This is a genomic window from Aldersonia sp. NBC_00410, from assembly GCF_026342035.1.
Lineage (GTDB): Bacteria > Actinomycetota > Actinomycetes > Mycobacteriales > Mycobacteriaceae > Aldersonia.
Genome location: NZ_JAPENM010000010.1, coordinates 33,135 through 49,392 on the forward strand (window position 1 = coordinate 33,135; position 16,258 = coordinate 49,392).

General features: G+C 67.6%; 18 protein-coding genes. 11 read left to right on the plus strand and 7 right to left on the minus strand.

Annotated features, from left to right (window positions below):
* The first annotated feature begins 129 nt into the window (after window positions 1-129).
* The 3 genes from OG921_RS21580 to OG921_RS21590 are packed head-to-tail and all read left to right on the plus strand — an operon-like array spanning window position 130 to window position 2,441.
* Window positions 130-636 (plus strand): GyrI-like domain-containing protein, encoded by a 507-nt coding sequence (locus OG921_RS21580; protein WP_266114590.1) that lies wholly within the window; start codon window positions 130-132, stop codon window positions 634-636.
* Window positions 637-663: 27 nt separating this feature from the next.
* The gene (locus OG921_RS21585) at window positions 664-1,230 is read left to right on the plus strand and encodes a TetR/AcrR family transcriptional regulator (protein ID WP_266114591.1); all 567 of its coding nucleotides are present in this window, start codon (window positions 664-666) and stop codon (window positions 1,228-1,230) included.
* Window positions 1,231-1,274: 44 nt separating this feature from the next.
* On the plus strand, window positions 1,275-2,441 hold the full coding sequence (locus OG921_RS21590; protein WP_266114592.1) for an acyl-CoA dehydrogenase family protein: 1,167 nt from the start codon (window positions 1,275-1,277) through the stop codon (window positions 2,439-2,441).
* A gap of 29 nt (window positions 2,442-2,470) precedes the next feature.
* Here OG921_RS21590 and OG921_RS21595 read toward each other — a convergent pair whose 3' ends face one another.
* Window positions 2,471-2,854: a VOC family protein gene (locus OG921_RS21595; RefSeq protein ID WP_266114593.1), complete on the minus strand. Its 384-nt coding sequence runs from the start codon at window positions 2,852-2,854 to the stop codon at window positions 2,471-2,473.
* A gap of 54 nt (window positions 2,855-2,908) precedes the next feature.
* Between OG921_RS21595 and OG921_RS21600 the strand changes: the two genes are divergently transcribed.
* Complete coding sequence (locus tag OG921_RS21600) at window positions 2,909-3,655, plus strand: helix-turn-helix domain-containing protein (RefSeq protein WP_266114594.1); 747 nt, start codon at window positions 2,909-2,911, stop codon at window positions 3,653-3,655.
* A gap of 11 nt (window positions 3,656-3,666) precedes the next feature.
* Here OG921_RS21600 and OG921_RS21605 read toward each other — a convergent pair whose 3' ends face one another.
* On the minus strand, window positions 3,667-4,065 hold the full coding sequence (locus tag OG921_RS21605) for a DoxX family protein (RefSeq protein WP_266114595.1): 399 nt from the start codon (window positions 4,063-4,065) through the stop codon (window positions 3,667-3,669).
* A 110-nt stretch (window positions 4,066-4,175) separates the two neighbouring features.
* On the opposite strand from OG921_RS21605, the gene OG921_RS21610 reads away from it, so the two are divergent.
* Entirely contained in the window at window positions 4,176-4,898 is a 723-nt protein-coding gene (locus tag OG921_RS21610; protein ID WP_266114596.1) for a hypothetical protein, read from the plus strand.
* Window positions 4,899-4,907: 9 nt separating this feature from the next.
* On the opposite strand, the gene OG921_RS21615 is transcribed toward OG921_RS21610, so the two are convergent.
* Together OG921_RS21615 and OG921_RS21620 are read right to left on the minus strand one after the other, a co-directional pair.
* Window positions 4,908-7,070 (minus strand): thiamine pyrophosphate-dependent enzyme, encoded by a 2,163-nt coding sequence (locus OG921_RS21615; protein WP_266114597.1) that lies wholly within the window; start codon window positions 7,068-7,070, stop codon window positions 4,908-4,910.
* A gap of 72 nt (window positions 7,071-7,142) precedes the next feature.
* Window positions 7,143-7,577, minus strand: coding sequence for a M15 family metallopeptidase (locus tag OG921_RS21620; protein ID WP_266114711.1), 435 nt, complete (start codon window positions 7,575-7,577; stop codon window positions 7,143-7,145).
* Window positions 7,578-7,752: 175 nt separating this feature from the next.
* Here OG921_RS21620 and OG921_RS21625 point away from each other — a divergent pair, with 175 nt between their 5' ends.
* The gene (locus OG921_RS21625) at window positions 7,753-8,901 is read left to right on the plus strand and encodes a DUF2235 domain-containing protein (protein ID WP_266114598.1); all 1,149 of its coding nucleotides are present in this window, start codon (window positions 7,753-7,755) and stop codon (window positions 8,899-8,901) included.
* Between the two features lie 37 nt (window positions 8,902-8,938).
* Here the strand turns inward: OG921_RS21625 and OG921_RS21630 are convergent, their stop codons facing one another.
* A complete protein-coding gene (locus tag OG921_RS21630; RefSeq protein WP_266114599.1) occupies window positions 8,939-9,445 on the minus strand; it encodes a hypothetical protein in 507 nt (168 codons plus the stop codon).
* The gene (locus OG921_RS21635) at window positions 9,442-10,299 is read right to left on the minus strand and encodes a ParA family protein (RefSeq protein WP_266114600.1); all 858 of its coding nucleotides are present in this window, start codon (window positions 10,297-10,299) and stop codon (window positions 9,442-9,444) included. Before OG921_RS21635 ends, OG921_RS21630 begins: the two co-directional genes overlap by 4 nt.
* A 173-nt stretch (window positions 10,300-10,472) precedes the next feature.
* On the opposite strand from OG921_RS21635, the gene OG921_RS21640 reads away from it, so the two are divergent.
* Window positions 10,473-10,883, plus strand: coding sequence for a hypothetical protein (locus tag OG921_RS21640; RefSeq protein WP_266114601.1), 411 nt, complete (start codon window positions 10,473-10,475; stop codon window positions 10,881-10,883).
* Between the two features lie 22 nt (window positions 10,884-10,905).
* The gene (locus tag OG921_RS21645) at window positions 10,906-11,829 is read left to right on the plus strand and encodes an alpha/beta fold hydrolase (protein ID WP_266114602.1); all 924 of its coding nucleotides are present in this window, start codon (window positions 10,906-10,908) and stop codon (window positions 11,827-11,829) included.
* 66 nt (window positions 11,830-11,895) lie between these two features.
* On the opposite strand, the gene OG921_RS21650 is transcribed toward OG921_RS21645, so the two are convergent.
* On the minus strand, window positions 11,896-12,774 hold the full coding sequence (locus OG921_RS21650; protein ID WP_266114603.1) for a universal stress protein: 879 nt from the start codon (window positions 12,772-12,774) through the stop codon (window positions 11,896-11,898).
* 147 nt (window positions 12,775-12,921) lie between these two features.
* Between OG921_RS21650 and OG921_RS21655 the strand changes: the two genes are divergently transcribed.
* The 3 genes from OG921_RS21655 (at window position 12,922) to OG921_RS21665 (ending at window position 16,204) form a co-directional block, all read left to right on the plus strand.
* Entirely contained in the window at window positions 12,922-13,566 is a 645-nt protein-coding gene (locus OG921_RS21655; RefSeq protein ID WP_266114604.1) for a response regulator transcription factor, read from the plus strand.
* Window positions 13,563-15,194, plus strand: coding sequence for a GAF domain-containing sensor histidine kinase (locus OG921_RS21660; RefSeq protein ID WP_266114605.1), 1,632 nt, complete (start codon window positions 13,563-13,565; stop codon window positions 15,192-15,194). Before OG921_RS21655 ends, OG921_RS21660 begins: the two co-directional genes overlap by 4 nt.
* 326 nt (window positions 15,195-15,520) lie before the next feature.
* On the plus strand, window positions 15,521-16,204 hold the full coding sequence (locus OG921_RS21665) for a hypothetical protein (protein ID WP_266114606.1): 684 nt from the start codon (window positions 15,521-15,523) through the stop codon (window positions 16,202-16,204).
* Window positions 16,205-16,258: the final 54 nt, after the last annotated feature.

Genomic DNA, 16,258 nt, shown 5'->3' on the forward strand with positions numbered 1-16,258 from the left:
GTGCGAACTGTAATCCTCGTCATGGTCGAGCCGGCGCGCCGAAAAGGGATCTCCGCCGCTGGATCGCGCCGGCGCTGTCGTTGAATCAGGCATGATTGGGCCATCAGTCGAACGAGCCCAGGAGCAGCCGTGTCCCTCCCGATCGCCGATGAGCCGCGCACCGCAGTCGAGTGGGTCCAGATGGACGACACAGCGATCGCGGCGGTGCGCTTCGAACACGCCACCCAGGCGACGCTGATCGAGGCCTTCGACGGCGGGTTCGGTGCGCTCGGCGCCGCCGCGGCAGCGGGCGCAGTGCAGCCCGCCGGGCCGGCGGTCGCGGTGTACCACGGCGATCCGATGGGCGAGTTCGATGTCGAGGTCGCCTTTCCGGTCCTCGAACCCCTCGCGGCGGAGGCGGAGTTCGCCGGGCGGGTCATCCGTCCCTCGACGATCGAGGGTGCGCGATGTGCAGTGGCAACCCACATCGGCGGCTACGACGGGCTCGGTGCGGCGTGGGGATCCGTCGTTGCCGCGGTCACCGCTGATGGCGCCGACATCCCCGGTCGCTGGATCGAGGTCTATGTGACGCAGCCGGGCCCCGACGTCGACCCGGCAACCATGCGCACCGAACTCATCGCGCCCGTCGAATCCTGAGGTTGTGCCCTGACTAGGCTGACGCCCGTGGCAGCACCACGCGGTTCCGGCAGCACGCGGCTCTCCGTCGACGATTGGATCGAGGCGGGCTATTCGATCCTTGCCGAGCAGGGTGTCCGGCAGCTCAAACTCGACAATCTGTGCACCCGGCTCGGCGCGACCAAGGGCAGCTTCTACTGGCACTTCACCGATATCGCGTCCTACCGGACGGCGCTGGTGCACGCGTGGGGGGAGCTACGGGAGTCCGAGCGCGAACGGCTCGAGCAACTCGGCGACGTGGAACCTCGCGAACGGCTGGCACAGATGATGCAATCCCTGGTGAGTCCACGCTATTGGGCGCTCGAGCGTGCGATGCGGGAGTGGGCACGCACCGATCCCGCCGCGGCGCAGGCCGTGCGGTCCGCGGATCGCCGGATGGTCCATGCCGTCCGCCAGGCATTCCTCGACGACGGATTCGACCCGGCAGAGGCGTCGGAACGGGCAAACACGATGTATGCAGCCGGAATTGGGGCGCTGCACCTGTCCGGGCCCACGCCGGCGAGGTGGACCGAGGACCGCCGCGATTGGTTCCTGGACTTCATGCTGCGACACTGACCGTCGTTGTTTTCCATACTAAAACGTATGGTAGTTTCGAGCGCATGACGATGATCACCGATCGGACGTCTGGAATCACCGACGAATTCGTCGCGGCCCTCGCGCAACGGGCGGCAGAAGCCGAAACGCTGCGCCGACTGCCCGCGGAGACGCTCGACGACTACGCCCGATCGGGACTGCCCGAGTTGCTCGTTCCCGCGCGCTTCGGTGGTGCACAAGCGCCGTTCCCGGCGATTCTCGACCCCATTCGCCGGCTCGCGCACGGGTGCACCTCGTCGTCCTGGACGCTGGCCTTCTATACGCTACACAACTGGATCATGGCGCTCTTCGACGAGCAAGCGCAGCGAGAGGCCTTCTCGGACAGGCCGTTTCTTGCGCCCGCCGCACTTGCGCCGACCGGGCGCGGGGTACCGGCAGACGGCGGATTTCGCGTGTCGGGCCGGTGGTCGTGGGCCACCGGTGTGATGCACGCGAACTGGGTGATGGTCAGCGCCCTGTGCGGGCCGGACGACGCGCCGATGCCCGCGCTCGTGCTCCTGCCCGCACGCGATGTCGAGATCGTGGACGTGTGGCATACCGACGGAATGCGGGCCACGGGATCGAACGACGTGCTCTTGCACGACGTCTTCGTCCCCGAACATCGAGTGGTCGGTGTCATCGACGTGTACGGCGGCAACTCGCCGGGCGCCCGTCTGCACGACTGCACCACCTACCGCTGGCCGATGGTGCCCGCGCTCGCGCTGGTCGCCGCAATGCCTGCGCTCGGCACCGCGGAGCGGGTGACCGAGTTGTTCGCCGAGCGGCTGCAGGAACGCGTCCTCGCCTACGGCGGCGGCAAGCAGAAGGACAAGCCGGCAGCGCAGGCGCGGCTTGCCGACGCGCGGGTTCGCCTCGATGCATTGCGGGCCCTCGTCGACCGCACCGCCGAGCGGATCGACGAGATGGTCGAAGCCGGGGAGCGCGTGCCGCCCGCGGTCCGGGCCGATGCCCGGCTCGCGGCCGCCCACGTAGTTGCGGATTCACGCTCGATCATCGCCAACCTACTCGAGGCATCCGGAGCGAGCGTCCATTTCCTGGACAACCCGATGCAGCGTGCCAAGCGCGATGTCGACGTGCTGTCCGGCCACGTGGTGTTTGACCACGACACCTGCCGCGAGTTGGCGGGCGCCCTCGCGATCGGTCTCCGGGTCCCGGTTACCTCGATGCTCTGACGGGTCGCCCAGACTTCATTCGACAGACTTCATTCGGCAGCAGCGTCGTACTGCATCGCGCCGATCGCGTTGCCGCCCGGATCGGCGAAGTAGATGAGGTGGCCGACGCCGGTGATCGTGAATCGGTCCATCAGGATCGTGCCACCGGCATCGCGGACCGCATGCGCTGTCGCGTCGACATCCTCGACGGCGAACGTGCACTCGGCACCGATCATGGTGTTGCCGGGAACGAGTTCGCGTCGGGCTTGCAACGCCCCGGCGATCCCCGGCTCGTCGTCGGGACCGGTTTGGATCTTGAAGAAACCGGGTGGGCCCCAGGCGCTGAAGGTCCAGCCGAAGACTTTTCCGTAGAAGTCCCTGGCTGCGTGCACGTCCGTGGCATTGAGCGCGAAATGCGCGAGGTTGGCTGGCATAAGCGAATCGTCCCACCACGCGACCGTGTCGCACGACGTAATCTTTGCCATGAAATGTCGAAAAGCCGACATCCCGACGAGCCCGCCGTGCGCGGCTATTCCGTGCGACACCCGCCCGGGCAGGCGGTTCTGCCCATCGAAAGTGGCTGGGACCAACTGCTCTACACCGCCGCGGGAACGATGACCATCACCACGTCCTCGGGCTCGTGGACGATCCCGCCCTACCGAGCAGTCTGGATTCCCGACGGTCGTCCGGCTCGGGTGCGCAATCGGTTCCCGGTCGCGGTCCGCTCGCTCTACTTCGCCTGCGAGATGCGCGCACTGCCTGCGTCCCCGGGCGCGGTCACCGTGTCCGGGTTCGTCCGAGAACTGTTGCTGCACACGGTGCACACCTGCCCGCTCCAACTCGACGACCCCGTGCACTGTGCGCTCATGACGGTGCTGCTCGATCAGCTGCGCGCTCTGCCCGCGGCCGCATTGTGGCTGCCGATGCCCGACGACGCACGTGCCACAGCCGCCGCCACGCTGATCCGTGCCGCACCCGCGCTCACCCTCTCGGCCGTTGCCAGGAACGTGGCGACCAGCCAGCGGACCTTGGAACGCACGTTCCGCACGCAAACCGGGATGAGTTTGGGCGCGTGGCGGCGGCGGGCGCGAATTCTGGGGTCCCTCGACTACCTGGCCGCGGACTATTCGGTCACCGACGCTGCGCTCGCCGCCGCATACGCCACCCCTTCGGCGTTCGTCACCGCGTTCAAACACGAACTCGGGCAGGCGCCACTGGCGTTCCTGCGGCACTGAGCGTGCGGGTATCAATCAGCGGGGGCGATGAGGACCGCGACCAGGCCGCCGATCATCGCGGTGTTCTTCAGGAATTGCGTCCGCTGCTGCGCCCGCTTCGCGGGGTTGTCGATTTTCCAGAAAGAATGTCCGGCAATGGTTGTCGGGACCAGCGAGCCGACCAGCGCCGTGGCCGACAGGCGTGGGAGCACGCCGACGGTCAGCAGCGCGCCCGCCGTCATCTGCACCGCGCCGTTGAGTCGAACGATTGTTTCGTTGTCCGCGGGCAGCGGCGCAACCTCGCGCAGCTTCGCCAGCGTTGGTGCCGCCATGTCGACGCGCCCGCCGGGTTCACGAAACGCGTCGAAACCAAAATAGGCGTAGCTGACCCCGGTGAGCGCCCGGGCGATAGCGCGTAGGAAATGCAGCATCGGCTCTGTCCTCTCGACGATTGAGTTGACCGTGGACCATCTCTCACATGTACCCGAACACCGCGGTGCAACTGCGTAGAATGACCGGCAAATCTCTCCCGAGGACGAACATGGCCAGCGACCCGCGTGCGGCCGGCGAAGCAGCCGATCGATTGCCCGATCGAGCAGATCGTGAACGGTTCGGTGGATACGGGGTGATGGGTCTGCCCTTTGCCGGCGGTCACTACCTCGCGTCGCGCCATTTCCCGGCCAGCTCCATCGGACCCGGCTACGACTCGGTGTGGCTTCGCGACCCCGGCGGACGGTGGACGATTTTCAGCAGCGCCCCACCCAGTTCCAGCTGTCCCCGATACTTCGCGGCGGCGGTGGACGAGACCGTATCCACGCCGATCACCGTCACCTGGCCCGATCCGTTCGCACTGTCCGTCGAGGTGCCCCACCGGCTCGTCTGGGATCTGCTGCTCGTCGCCACACCGGCAACGAGGGCGATGACGGTGGCGGGCCGACTACTGCCCGCCGCGGCGTGGCGCAATGGTGCGGTGCTGGCCACGATGTCGCGGATCGCCGGCCCGATGCTCGGTGTCGGGCGGGTGGCGTTGACCGGGACCGCGCCGAACGGTCAATCGTTCCAAACGAATCCGCGCATGGTGTGGGCGGTCGCCGACAGCCACGCTCACATCGACGGTGTCGATGCAGGCAGACCCGGACCGCTCCCCGAGCAGGCCCACCTCGGCGACTTCTGGCTGCCGCAGCGCGGTATGTTCGCGATCGGCGAGGCATTCTTCGCCCCGTTCGATGCACAGCGACACCGCGCGGCGAGCCCCGGCGAGTGATGATGGCGATCAGCGGCGTTGCGCCAACTCGGTCGACGCCGCTTCGATCTCGTCCTCGGATAGCAGCACCTCGAGTGCGGCGGCGCCGAGCGGTATGAAGCTGTCGGCACTCGTGACGCGCACGATCGGACCGCCGAACCCACCCTCCACCAGGATCGTCACGATCCCCTCACCTACGCCCCCGGCATGACGCGTTTCGTCCACGACGAGCACCCGTCCGGTCGACGCGGCCGCGCGCAGAATATCGGTTCGCGGCAGCGGAGCGAGCCACCGAATGTCCAAGACCCGGACGCGAATCCCCTTTGCGGCAAGCCGGCGGCAGACGCGCAGGCTCATCCGGACCCCGTTGCCAAAGCTGATGAGGGTGAGGTCGTCGCCGTCGCCGTAGGTGCGTGCCCGCCCGATCGGAGCGTGGTCGACATCGGCCGGGTACGGAGCCAGCCACCCATCGTCGCCGACCTCGTGCAGGTCTCGGGTGTGATACAGCGCGATCGGCTCGAGGTACACGCACACCGCGCCCGATTGCCGGGCCGCGGCGACACAGGTCCGCAGCATTGCCGCGGCGTCGTCGGGACGCGCGGGCGAGGCGATCACCAATCCGGGGATGTCACGCAGCGCCGCGACAGCGTTGTCATTGTGGAAATGTCCGCCGAAACCCTTCTGGTAGCCGTATCCGGCAATGCGGACGACCATCGGATTGCGGTATTGCCGTCGCGAGAAGAACTGCAGCGTCGCCGCCTCACCGCGCAGCTGGTCCGCGGCGTTGTGCAGGTAGGCCAGGTACTGAATCTCCGCGATGGGCAGCAGCCCCGCGAGCCCGGCGCCGAGCGCCAGACCCAGGATCGACTGTTCATCGAGCAGCGTGTCGAATACGCGGTTCGCGCCGAACCTCTTGCGCAGTCCTCGGGTGACGCCGTAGACACCGCCCTTGCGCGCCACGTCCTCGCCGAACAGCAGGGCTTCGGGGAACTCCGTGAGGGTGTCGTCGAGGGCTCGGTTGACCGCCTGCGCGAGCGTCAGCGCGGTCTCCGGCGCGCCGTTGTCGCGCACCGGCGCAGTCGGCCTGGCCGACAATGCGTCTCGCAGGGTCTCGGTGAGCGGCGACAGCACCGCGCTCGGGCTGTCGAGTTCGGCCTCGCCGCGCAAGTGGTCGGCGAGTGTCCTCACCTGCGTGCGCTTGTCCTCGTAGCTGTGCAGCACCTGCTCGGGTGTGCAGAATCCGTGCTCGACGAGTAGGCGCGCGGTCGCGAGCAGCGGGTCCCGTGCGTAGTCGGCCGAGATCTCCTGTGGGGAACGATATCCCGGTTCGAAGTCGGAGCCGGCGTGGCCCATCAGACGGACCGTGCGCAAATGCAGGAACGCGGGCCTGCGCTCGGTACGGACCCACTCGGCAGCGGCGTGCGCCGCCTCGTAGGTACCGGTCGGGTCGTCGCCCTCGGCGGCGAAGTACGCCAAGCCGGCGCGCTGGGAGAAGCTCGTCGCTATCCAGCCCGTCGGCGTCCGGACGCTGATCCCGATCCCGTTGTCCTCGCACACCAGCAGCAACGGAAGCGGAATCCCTTGATAAGCAGTGTGAATGGCGGTGTTGATCGCGCCGACCGCGGTGGAGTGACTCGCCGAGGCATCCCCGAAGCTACACACGGTCACGGCGTCGGCCGGCCACGGCGTCGAAATGCGCAGCCGGGCAGCACGTCCGATGGCGAAGGCGACACCGACCGCTCTGGGCAGATGCGAAGCGATCGTCGAGGTCTGCGGAACGATCGTCAGGTCTACGCGGCCGAACACCTTGTGTCGCCCACCGGCGATCGGCTCCGCGGTGGCGGCGAACATCCCGAGCAGGACGTCGCGCAGCGGATCGGAACCGCCGACCCGTTGCGCCCGTTCGAGAAAGAAACCGCCGGACCGGTAGTGCAGCAGCGCGGGGTCGGTCGTGCGGAGCGCGGCAGCAACCACGGCATTGCTCTCGTGACCCGCCGAACCGATCGTGTAGTACCCACGACCTGCCGCGCGGAGTTCGCGGGCGGCGAGATCGAGATGACGGCTGCCGAGTTGGGCGTCGAACAGGTCGAGCAGCCGCGCCGCCGGCAATGGCCCCTCGTCCGCGGCAATCGACGATTGCGCATGGAGGTGCGTAACGGCGGCGACGAAGTGCTCGTCGATGTTTTCACCCATCGTGTTCGATCGTCGCCGACGTCAGGGAATGATGACTACTCCGGGCGGGGCCGGGCAGCCGCAACCGAGCGACTACCACGGGACGACGAAGAGCCGGTCCGCCCGCACGGCGGCGTCGGACCACATCGGTGGGCAGGGAAGTCCGGGCGTGGTCGCCACCTCGAAATGCCACCATTCGTTGGCAAACGTGCGGCACAGCCCCCAACGGAGACCGTTGGCTTCCAGCCAGGCGGCTCCCTCCGGTGGACCGACATCGACGGCGTGACCTCCCACATGGGTGGATTCGTTCGGCGGTAGAACCCGGCGGCGCGCCGCCTCCGGACTGCCGTAGGTGGCGAGCGCGTCGCGCCACAGCCGTTCCTGTTCCGCCGGGGTGCGCCCGCCGGAAGTGATCGACAACGCAACGCCTTCCGATCGCGCAGCCTCGGAGGCCCGTGCATATGCGGCGTCCAGTACCGGGTCGAGTCCGTACCCCGACTCGGCCGCTGCGCGTCCCGGAAAGAGCAGAATCGCCAAGGCGACGACGGCAATGAGCGTCGAACCCGCCGCCGGCACACCACTGTGGATGATCCGCACATGGGTAGTAAACCCGTCGCAATCGGGTAGCGCACTACGCGTGTCCGATTCTCCTGCCGTTGAAAGGGTGGGGACATCCGATGAACGCGACCCAAGGGGTACCTCGATGAAGCGTCTGGTGGTCTGCTGTGACGGCACGTGGAAGAGCGCGGAAGATCAATACATCTCGAATGTGGAGAAGATCGCGCGTGCGGTACGGACCCGAGACGACGACGGAGTCGCTCAGATCGTGCACTACGTCAGCGGCGTGGGCACCGGTGAAACCCGGCTGGGCCGGCTGCTCGCCGGTGCCACCGGCGCGGGGTTGAACTCCGCGCTGCTGAGCGCGTACCGATTCCTCGCGCTCAACTACGAACACGGCGATCAGATCTACCTGTTCGGTTTCAGCCGCGGTGCGTACACCGCCCGCAGCCTGGCCGGGATGATCGGATTCAACGGGCTGCTCACCATGGACGGGGTCCTCGCGAAGTCGAACCCGCTGAGCGATGCGCTCGAGGTGTACCGGAACAGGCCACGCGGCGACGGTCCCGTCGACCTGCGGACCGAACTCTTCCGGGAGCTGACCTATCAGGGTGACGAGCGGCCCAAGATCACCTTCCTCGGCGTCTTCGACACCGTCGGAGCGCTCGGCGTCCCCGGGATGGCCGGCGCGAAGTTCGGGTTCCACAATGTGAATCTGTCCGACGAGGTGCTGCGTGCGCGTCAGGCGCTCGCGATCGACGAGCCGCGGCTGAAGTTCACCCCGGCAGTGTGGAACGGCAACGGGACCACCGACCTCAAACAGGTCTGGTTCGACGGTGATCACACCGATGTCGGTGGTGGTCACGAGGACACCACGCTGTCGGACGAGACGTTGCGATGGATCGTGCGCGAGGCCGGCGACCGCGAGATCGATGGTGGCGGACTGCAGTTCAAGTTCCGCGCAGCCCGACCGGTGCGCGGGCCGCGGCCGAAACCGTTCGATCCGTTGAAATTCGCCTACTGGTTCGACAATCGGCTGATCCTGTTGAAGCGGCGCTGGCGCAAGCCCACCCAACCGATCCGAACCAGAGGGAGCCGCCGCGTTCTCGCGCTCTCACCCGAAGACGTGAGCAAGAACCACATTTATCTGGCGAACACGGCCCTGGACAACTGGCGGGCGAATACCACGCGCGTGGATTCGGCCCCCAACATCGGGTGGTGGCAGGGTGCCGACGACCACCTCGACGCCGTGCCCGGTCCCATCGAGCCGGATATTCCCCGGATGGTCGATTAGGGTTCGACCAGGCCCGGCCCGGGCGAGTGGTCACTACCTACGTTCGAAACGCGTCGCCCTTGGTTGCCCGGGCCACGACTCGCTCGCTGATGCGCTCGCGCAACCGGTCCGGGCTGCGCCAGCGCATCGCACGTTTGTCGTAGTCCATGGCGTGCTCGGCGACGATGTCCTTGAGTTGTTCGGTATCGAGTGCCGCGAGCGCGTCCTGCAGCCCGGACTCGCCCGAGTCGAGGTACACGGCGAACGGATCGATCGGCCCGGGTTGACGCTTGGCGCGGCGGCTCGGCGCGCTGCCCCGGCTCGCGCCCGTACCGGATCGCGACGCGGGTGCGGGAGCAGCTCCGGCGGCAAGGGCCGCCTCGAGGCCACGGGCGAACCGTGGTGTCCGAACCGCCTCTTCCGCGAGTAGTTGCGTCACACCGGCGAGTGCTGCGGCCAATCCGGGGAGCTCGGCCTGGAGCTTCACCAGCGCGCCTGCGGCCGCATCCACCTGGATCCGCCCCGCAGCTCGATCACGCTCGGCATCCTCGACTCGTTCGGTCACAGCAGCACCCTCGAGGTCAGGAGAATGTCCTCCGTCAAATTGCGCAGGTCGTCGAACCGTTCGCCACCGCCGTACTTTCCACGCAGCGTGCGATGGTCGACGTTCTCTGCGGCGGCGGCGATCTGATTGGCTTCCGGAATCCACGCAGGCACGACGTTCGCGATCCGGTCGTCGCGTTGCAGCTGGTCGATCACCGCGCGGTGCACGCTCGACGCCGAACGGTATTTGGTGATGACCAGCCCGAGCTCCTTGATCGTGTGCCCGGTGCGGGCGGCAAACGCCGAAACTCGCGACTGCAGTTGCGGAATGCCGTAGGTGGACAGAATGTCCGGGATCGTCGGGATGATGTAGCCATCTGCCAGACGCAGGCCGTTGAGGGTGAGCATGCCCAGGTTCGGTGGGCAGTCGACGAGGACGTAGTCGTAGCGGTCCAGCACCGGCGCCACCGCGTCGCGCAGCACCTCCACCGGCCAACTTGCGTGCGGTTCGGCGTACTGCCGGTAGCTCAGCCCTTCCTGGATCTCCATCAGATCCAGCGACGAGGCCAGCAGGTCGACCCCGCGCACGGCATTGACCGGCGAGGCATTGACCTGGATCGCCTTGTCCATGTCGAACCGCATCCCGACCGACTCGACCGCTTCCAGAAACAGCGCCGCGAGGGTCAGGCCGCTCTCGTTGAGCTCCTGCCAGCGCCGCTCCCCGATCATCATCGTGGTCAGGTTCGTTTGCGGGTCGAGATCGATGAGCAGCACCCGTTGGCCGAACTCCGCGGCGAGGAACTCGCCGAGCGCAGCTGTGGTGGTCGTCTTGCCCACGCCGCCTTTGAGGTTGATCGTGGCAATCACCCTCGTCATCGCACGTCCCTCATGTAGATCCTTTACTCGTCCGGCCGATCGGTTGGACCACGATAGCGACCCGAGCCGGCATCTCGACCGATCCGGTCGTGCGTGTTTCCGGACCGCGCCACCGGGTAGCCGTCCAGAGGTAGCGTTTGGCGCAGGTGAAGTGCTATCGGAGGCACCGCGCAATGACCCATGATTTCGAGCCCGAGAAGTGGAGAGCCGAACAGGCCCAGACCTCCGATGTCGAGAAGAACTGGCGTGACCCGGGTGCGATGCGTGCGGCCACCCGGTTCACCATCGCTGTCGTCGTCGTGGCGCTCGCCGTGATGGTGGGCTCGATCCTCTGGTCTGTAGCCACGGATCACGGCGAGTGCGCCGATGCGGAGTTCGAGGTCTGTCAGTCGCCGCAGCGCTACTTCCTGGCCATGGCACCCACCGCGATCCTGCTGATCGGCGGGGTGGTGGCCTTCGTGCAGTCCTACCGGGCCTGGCGGTCGGGCCATGCGTGGCCGATCTGGCAGGGCGCGGGTTGGGTGCTCTTCGTACTGTCGCTGCTGTATCTCGGCCTGTCCTCGCCCGTGCTCGTCGTCGACTGAGCGCTGTGGCACCATCCGAACGATGGACGAACAGTCGGTCGTTGCCGCCTATGCAGATTCCGAATTCATGCTCCTGCCCGAGAATGCGGAGGAGGCCGGTCTGCCGTGGCGCCCACCGCCGATCGAACGGCTCGAGCTCGATGAGACCAGCGCACTGCGCTGGGGTACCGGCCCGGTGGACCTCGTCTTCCTGCACGGCGGTGGCCAGAACGCACATACCTGGGACACCGTGCTGCTCGCGTTGCTCGCCAAGCGCCCCGTGTCCGCGTTGGCCGTCGACCTCCCCGGGCATGGGCATTCCGGCTGGCGGGAGGACCGCGACTACTCGCCGCAAACCAACGCCGCGACACTGGCGCCGCTCCTCGAGTCCGTTGCACCGGACCCGACAGCGGTGATCGGCATGTCGCTGGGCGGTCTCACCACACTCGCGCTCGATCCGCTCGGCTACTCGGGCCGCAACCGCATGCTGGTGGACGTCACGCCCGCTACGGGGAAACGCGCCGAGGAGATGACGAAGGCGCAGCGCGGGGCCACCGATTTGATCCGCGGGCCGCACCGCTATGCCAGCTTCGAGGAGATGCTGGATGCGACGGCGGCCGCAAGCCCGACCCGCTCGCGGGCCTCGCTGCGTCGCGGGATTCTGCACAATGCTCGGGTCACCGACGAAGGCTGGGAGTGGCGCTACGATTCGCTTCAGCCGCGAGACGGCGCCGACTGGTCGAGCAACATCGACGCTCTGTGGGACGTGGTCGACGCCTCGTCGGTGCCGACAATGCTTGTCCGCGGCGCGAATTCATTTCACACCACAGACGCGGACATGGACGAGTTCCGTCGGCGCAGCCCCGGTGCTGCCCTGGAGACGGTGCCCGACGCGGGCCACTCGATTCAGGGCGACCAGCCGCTTCGGCTGGCCGGCCTGATCGCGCAACGGATCTGGGGAGACTGAGCAACGCTCGCGCGCACTCCGGCGGGGGACGTCACGCTGTCGGCGACGCTATGCCATGACGGCGCCCTAGCCGCTGTTGCGGACGATGACGATCGGGCACTCCACACTGTGCAGCAGGGACTGGCTGGTCGAGCCGATCAACATGCCATTGAATCCGCCGCGGCCATGCGATCCGACCACGACGAACTGCGCGCCCTCGGACTGTTCGAGGATGTTGCGCGCCGGCCGGTCTCGCACCGTGACGGTACGGACGGGGACGTCCGGGTAGTCCTGGCGGGATCCGGCAAGTGCCGCGGATACCAGTGCCTCTTCGGCTTCGGCGACGGCGGAGAACTCGAGATCGGGAAGTCGGAACTGGCTCGCGTCGGCCCAGGCGTGCACCGCGAGCACTTCGGCGCCGCGCGCCGCGGCCGCGGCGAAGGCGAATTCGACTGCGGGCATGGAGTTGTCGGACCCGTCGACACCGACCACGATCGGGCCGGACCGGGCGACAACCTCCGCGATCGAGTCGTCCTTGATCACCGCGACCGGGCAACTCGCATGCCGGGTCACCGCGGAACTCACCGAGCCGACCAGGGAACGGGTGAACGCACCGAGCCCTCGACTGCCGACCACGAGCAGGGACGCGTTCTTCGAGAGGTCGAGCAATGCGGGGATGATCGAACCGGTGACCAACTCGGCGGAGACGTCGATCGTCGCCCCCGGCCCGGCCACATCGACGGCGATCTGCCTGGCTTCGGCCAGGATCCGTTCGCCATCGGCGTGCACCATGTCGAAGTCGGACTGGGTGAACGCGACGGTTGTGCCGTAGAGCGCGGGCAGGGTTGCGGAATTTACCAGCAGCAGCGGCACACTGTCGCTCCGCGCGGCCAACGCCGCCCATGCGACCGCGGCATTCGCGGTCTGCGAACCATCGACGGCAACGACTATCGGGGCTTTCGGCATCGTGCGCGACTCCTTCGTCGTCGGGACAACCACCCCTCGACACTTGTCGAAGCGTCCCACCGCGTCAACAAATCGTGGCCGATACCTCGTCGTCGTTGGCCGCCGCGGCGCAGCGGGTGACGTAAGGTGCGAATCGGAGGTAGTCGAGTGCTGAAGGTATTCCTCGTCGACGACCACGAGGTGGTCCGCCGCGGTCTCGCCGACCTGCTGGAGGACGACCCGGACCTCACTGTGATAGGCGAAGCCGGCAGTGTCGCGCAGGCGCTGGCCCGAATCCCCGCGCTGCATCCGGACGTTGCCGTTCTCGATGTTCGGCTCCCCGACGGCAATGGCATCGAATTATGCCGGGAACTGTTGTCGCGCATGCCCGATCTGCATTGTCTGATCCTGACGTCCTATACCGACGAGCAGGCGATGCTCGACGCCATTCTCGCCGGCGCGAGCGGATACGTGATCAAGGACATCAAGGGTTTCGAACTCACCAAGGCGGTCAAGGAAGTGGGCGCCGGTAAGTCGCTGCTCGACAACCGTGCGGCCGCGGTGCTCATGGACTCGCTGCGCCGCCGCACCGACGAGTCCGATCCACTGGCCGGACTGACCGAGCAGGAGCGCACCCTACTGATGCTGCTCGGCGAAGGACTGACCAATCGGGAGATCGCCGCCCGCATGTTCCTCGCCGAAAAGACCGTGAAGAACTACGTTTCCCGGCTGCTGGCCAAGCTCGGAATGGAACGCCGCACCCAGGCTGCGGTTTTCGTCTCGAAACTCGGTCGCGACGATCGAAAACAGTGAAACACGAACACTCCGGCAGCGTTCCCGATCGCAGCCGAGGGCTGATGCAGGCGATGCTCGCGGTGACCTCCGGCCTCGAGTTGGACACCACGCTCGAGGCGATCGTCGCGGCCGCGGTCGATCTGGTGGACGCCCGATATGGCGCGCTCGGTGTCCGCGGTGAAGGTCACCACCTGGTGGGGTTCATCTATCAGGGCATCGATGAGTCGACCCGGGACCGGATCGGCAATCTACCGGAGGGACGCGGCGTACTCGGGGTGCTGCTCGACGATCCGCAGCCGCTGCGGGTCGACAATGTCGCCGAACATCAGTCGTCGGTCGGGTTCCCGGCGAATCACCCACCGATGCGGACCTTCCTCGGCGTCCCCGTTCGGGTCCACGACGAGGTCTTCGGCAACCTGTACCTCACCGAGAAGGCGGGTGGTCAACCGTTCACTGCCGATGACGAGGAACTCGTGGAGGCGCTTGCCGCGGCGGCGGGCATCGCGATCGGCAACGCTCGACTCTACGAGCAGGCACGGGCGCGCCAGAAGTACATCGAGGCCACCAGGGACATCGGCGCGGATCTCCTCGCGGGCGCCGACGCGGCAGGTGTGTTCGACCGCATCGCGGACCTGGCCAACGGACTGACCGGTGCCGATCGCACCGTCCTCGCCCTGCCCGTGGATCCGGATGTCTCCCCCGCCGACGTCACCGAACTCGTCGTGACCGAGTCGACCGCGGATCCCGACGACGAGACGACGAGCCGGATTCGCACCATCGCGCCGGGCCGCTTCGCCGAAATCATGCGGACCATCGCGGCCGGACGGTTCGACTCCCCCGATCCCGCGTTGGCGCGCGATCTCGTCGTATCCGGTGCGGGACCAACACTGCTGCTGCCGTTGCGGGCCGCCGAGGACGTGCACGGCGTGCTGCTCGTCCTGCGCGCGCCGGGCGCGCCCACGTTCGACGGCGAACAACTCGAGCTCATGTCGGCGTTCGCCGACCAGGCGGCACTCGCGCTGCAATCCGCCGGGGCCCAGCAGCGGATGCGTGAACTCGACGTGCTCAGCGACCGCGACCGGATCGCCCGCGACCTGCACGATCACGTCATCCAACGACTCTTCGCGGCTGGTTTGTCCCTGCAAGGCACGATCTCGCGCGCAGGTTCCCCCGAACTCCAGCAACGACTTTCCTCGGTGACCGACGATCTGCAGGAGGTCATCGAAGAGATCCGCACCGCGATCTACGACCTGCACGGCAGCGGCGGAACGATGCGCCTGCGCCGTCGGCTCGAAGCGGCGGTGGCGCAGATGACGATCGACACCGACATTCGCGCGAGCGTCCGTATCCATGGTCCGCTCTCGGTGCTCGGCGCCGAGCTCGGCGAGCATGCTCAGGCAGTGGTTCGCGAGGCGGTGAGCAACGCCGTCCGGCACGGGCGCCCGTCCACACTCGCCGTCGATATCGGCGTCGACGAGGACCTGACCATTGCCGTTACCGACGACGGCGGCGGCATCCCGGCGGATGTCGTGCGCAGCGGGCTGGAAAATCTGGCTGCGCGGGCCACGCAGGTGCAGGGCCGATTCACCGTTGGTCCGCGTGACGAGGGCGGCACCGTGCTCGTCTGGTCGGCGCCCCTGCTCTAGGTCCCGAGCGCTCGGGACTTTCGGCACCTCCGCGACGGCGTCGTAGCGTCGTGGTGAATTGGCCTGTCGCGCCCCCTCGTTGCACAACACCCAGCCGTGGAAGTGGGTCTTCGACGGGGTCTCGCTGCACCTGTACAGCGATCCGGCGCGACTGCTCCCCGAGGCCGATCCGTTCGGCAGGCAGCTGCTGCTCAGCTGCGGTGCCGTACTCGATCATCTGAAAGTCGCACTCGCCGTGCAAGGTTGGCGCGCATTGGTGGTGCGTTTCCCCGATCCGGGCCGGCTCGGGCACCTCGCAGCGATCACCCTTCACACCCGCTCGCTTCGTGACGTCGGACGAACATCGCCGCGCCGCCGCGATCGAAGCTCGCCGTACCGATCGCCTTCCGTTCGGCGCGCCGCCGCGCTGGGGGCAGTTCCGCGAAACGCTCACCGAGCTGCTCGACGACTACGGCGCGCACGCGGCGTTACTGTCGCAGGACACCCGCAACGACCTGGCCGAGGCCTCCCGGCTGACCGCCGCAAGGCGCAGATACGATTCGCTGTATCGGGCCGAATTGCATTGGTGGACCGGGCATGCGCCGCACGCCGACGGCGTACCAGCCACCCTTCTCGCTGCACCCGCCGAGGCGACCCGAGTGCCGGTCGGCCGAGCATTCGGCGTCGGCGGAATCGCTACCGAGACGACACCCCAGCCGACGATGGACGAGTCCGCGCTGCTGGTACTCGGCACCGACGGCGATGATCGGCTGGATTGCCTGCGTGGCGGCGAAGCCTTGTCGGCGGTCCTGCTCGAGGCGACCATGGCGGGCTACGCGACGTGCCCCCTCACCCACCTGACGGAGCTACCGGCAAGCCGGGCAGTCGTGGCGCGACTCGCCGCGGACGGCCGGGTGCCGCAGGTTGTGATCCGGGTGGGCGTTGCCCAAGCACCGGATCGACCACGCACCGCACGCCGAGACGTCTCCGAGGTCTTCGTGGTCCGGCATCCGGGCGACGGCGCGCCCTGACCCAGGGAGCACCCGCGCCGCAGACTCGTTGCCGCCGCCGAGCGGAGCCGCCGG

What these genes read in the sequence shown, in the direction of transcription:
- OG921_RS21590 (WP_266114592.1), top strand. Translation starts at nt 1,275, where the DNA reads ATGACGATGATCACCGATCGGACGTCTGGAATCACCGACGAATTCGTC.
- OG921_RS21595 (WP_266114593.1), bottom strand. Translation starts at nt 2,854, where the DNA reads ATGCCAGCCAACCTCGCGCATTTCGCGCTCAATGCCACGGACGTGCAC.
- OG921_RS21600 (WP_266114594.1), top strand. Translation starts at nt 2,909, where the DNA reads ATGTCGAAAAGCCGACATCCCGACGAGCCCGCCGTGCGCGGCTATTCC.
- OG921_RS21605 (WP_266114595.1), bottom strand. Translation starts at nt 4,065, where the DNA reads ATGCTGCATTTCCTACGCGCTATCGCCCGGGCGCTCACCGGGGTCAGC.
- OG921_RS21610 (WP_266114596.1), top strand. Translation starts at nt 4,176, where the DNA reads ATGGCCAGCGACCCGCGTGCGGCCGGCGAAGCAGCCGATCGATTGCCC.
- OG921_RS21615 (WP_266114597.1), bottom strand. Translation starts at nt 7,070, where the DNA reads ATGGGTGAAAACATCGACGAGCACTTCGTCGCCGCCGTTACGCACCTC.
- OG921_RS21625 (WP_266114598.1), top strand. Translation starts at nt 7,753, where the DNA reads ATGAAGCGTCTGGTGGTCTGCTGTGACGGCACGTGGAAGAGCGCGGAA.
- OG921_RS21635 (WP_266114600.1), bottom strand. Translation starts at nt 10,299, where the DNA reads ATGACGAGGGTGATTGCCACGATCAACCTCAAAGGCGGCGTGGGCAAG.
- OG921_RS21640 (WP_266114601.1), top strand. Translation starts at nt 10,473, where the DNA reads ATGACCCATGATTTCGAGCCCGAGAAGTGGAGAGCCGAACAGGCCCAG.
- OG921_RS21645 (WP_266114602.1), top strand. Translation starts at nt 10,906, where the DNA reads ATGGACGAACAGTCGGTCGTTGCCGCCTATGCAGATTCCGAATTCATG.
- OG921_RS21650 (WP_266114603.1), bottom strand. Translation starts at nt 12,774, where the DNA reads ATGCCGAAAGCCCCGATAGTCGTTGCCGTCGATGGTTCGCAGACCGCG.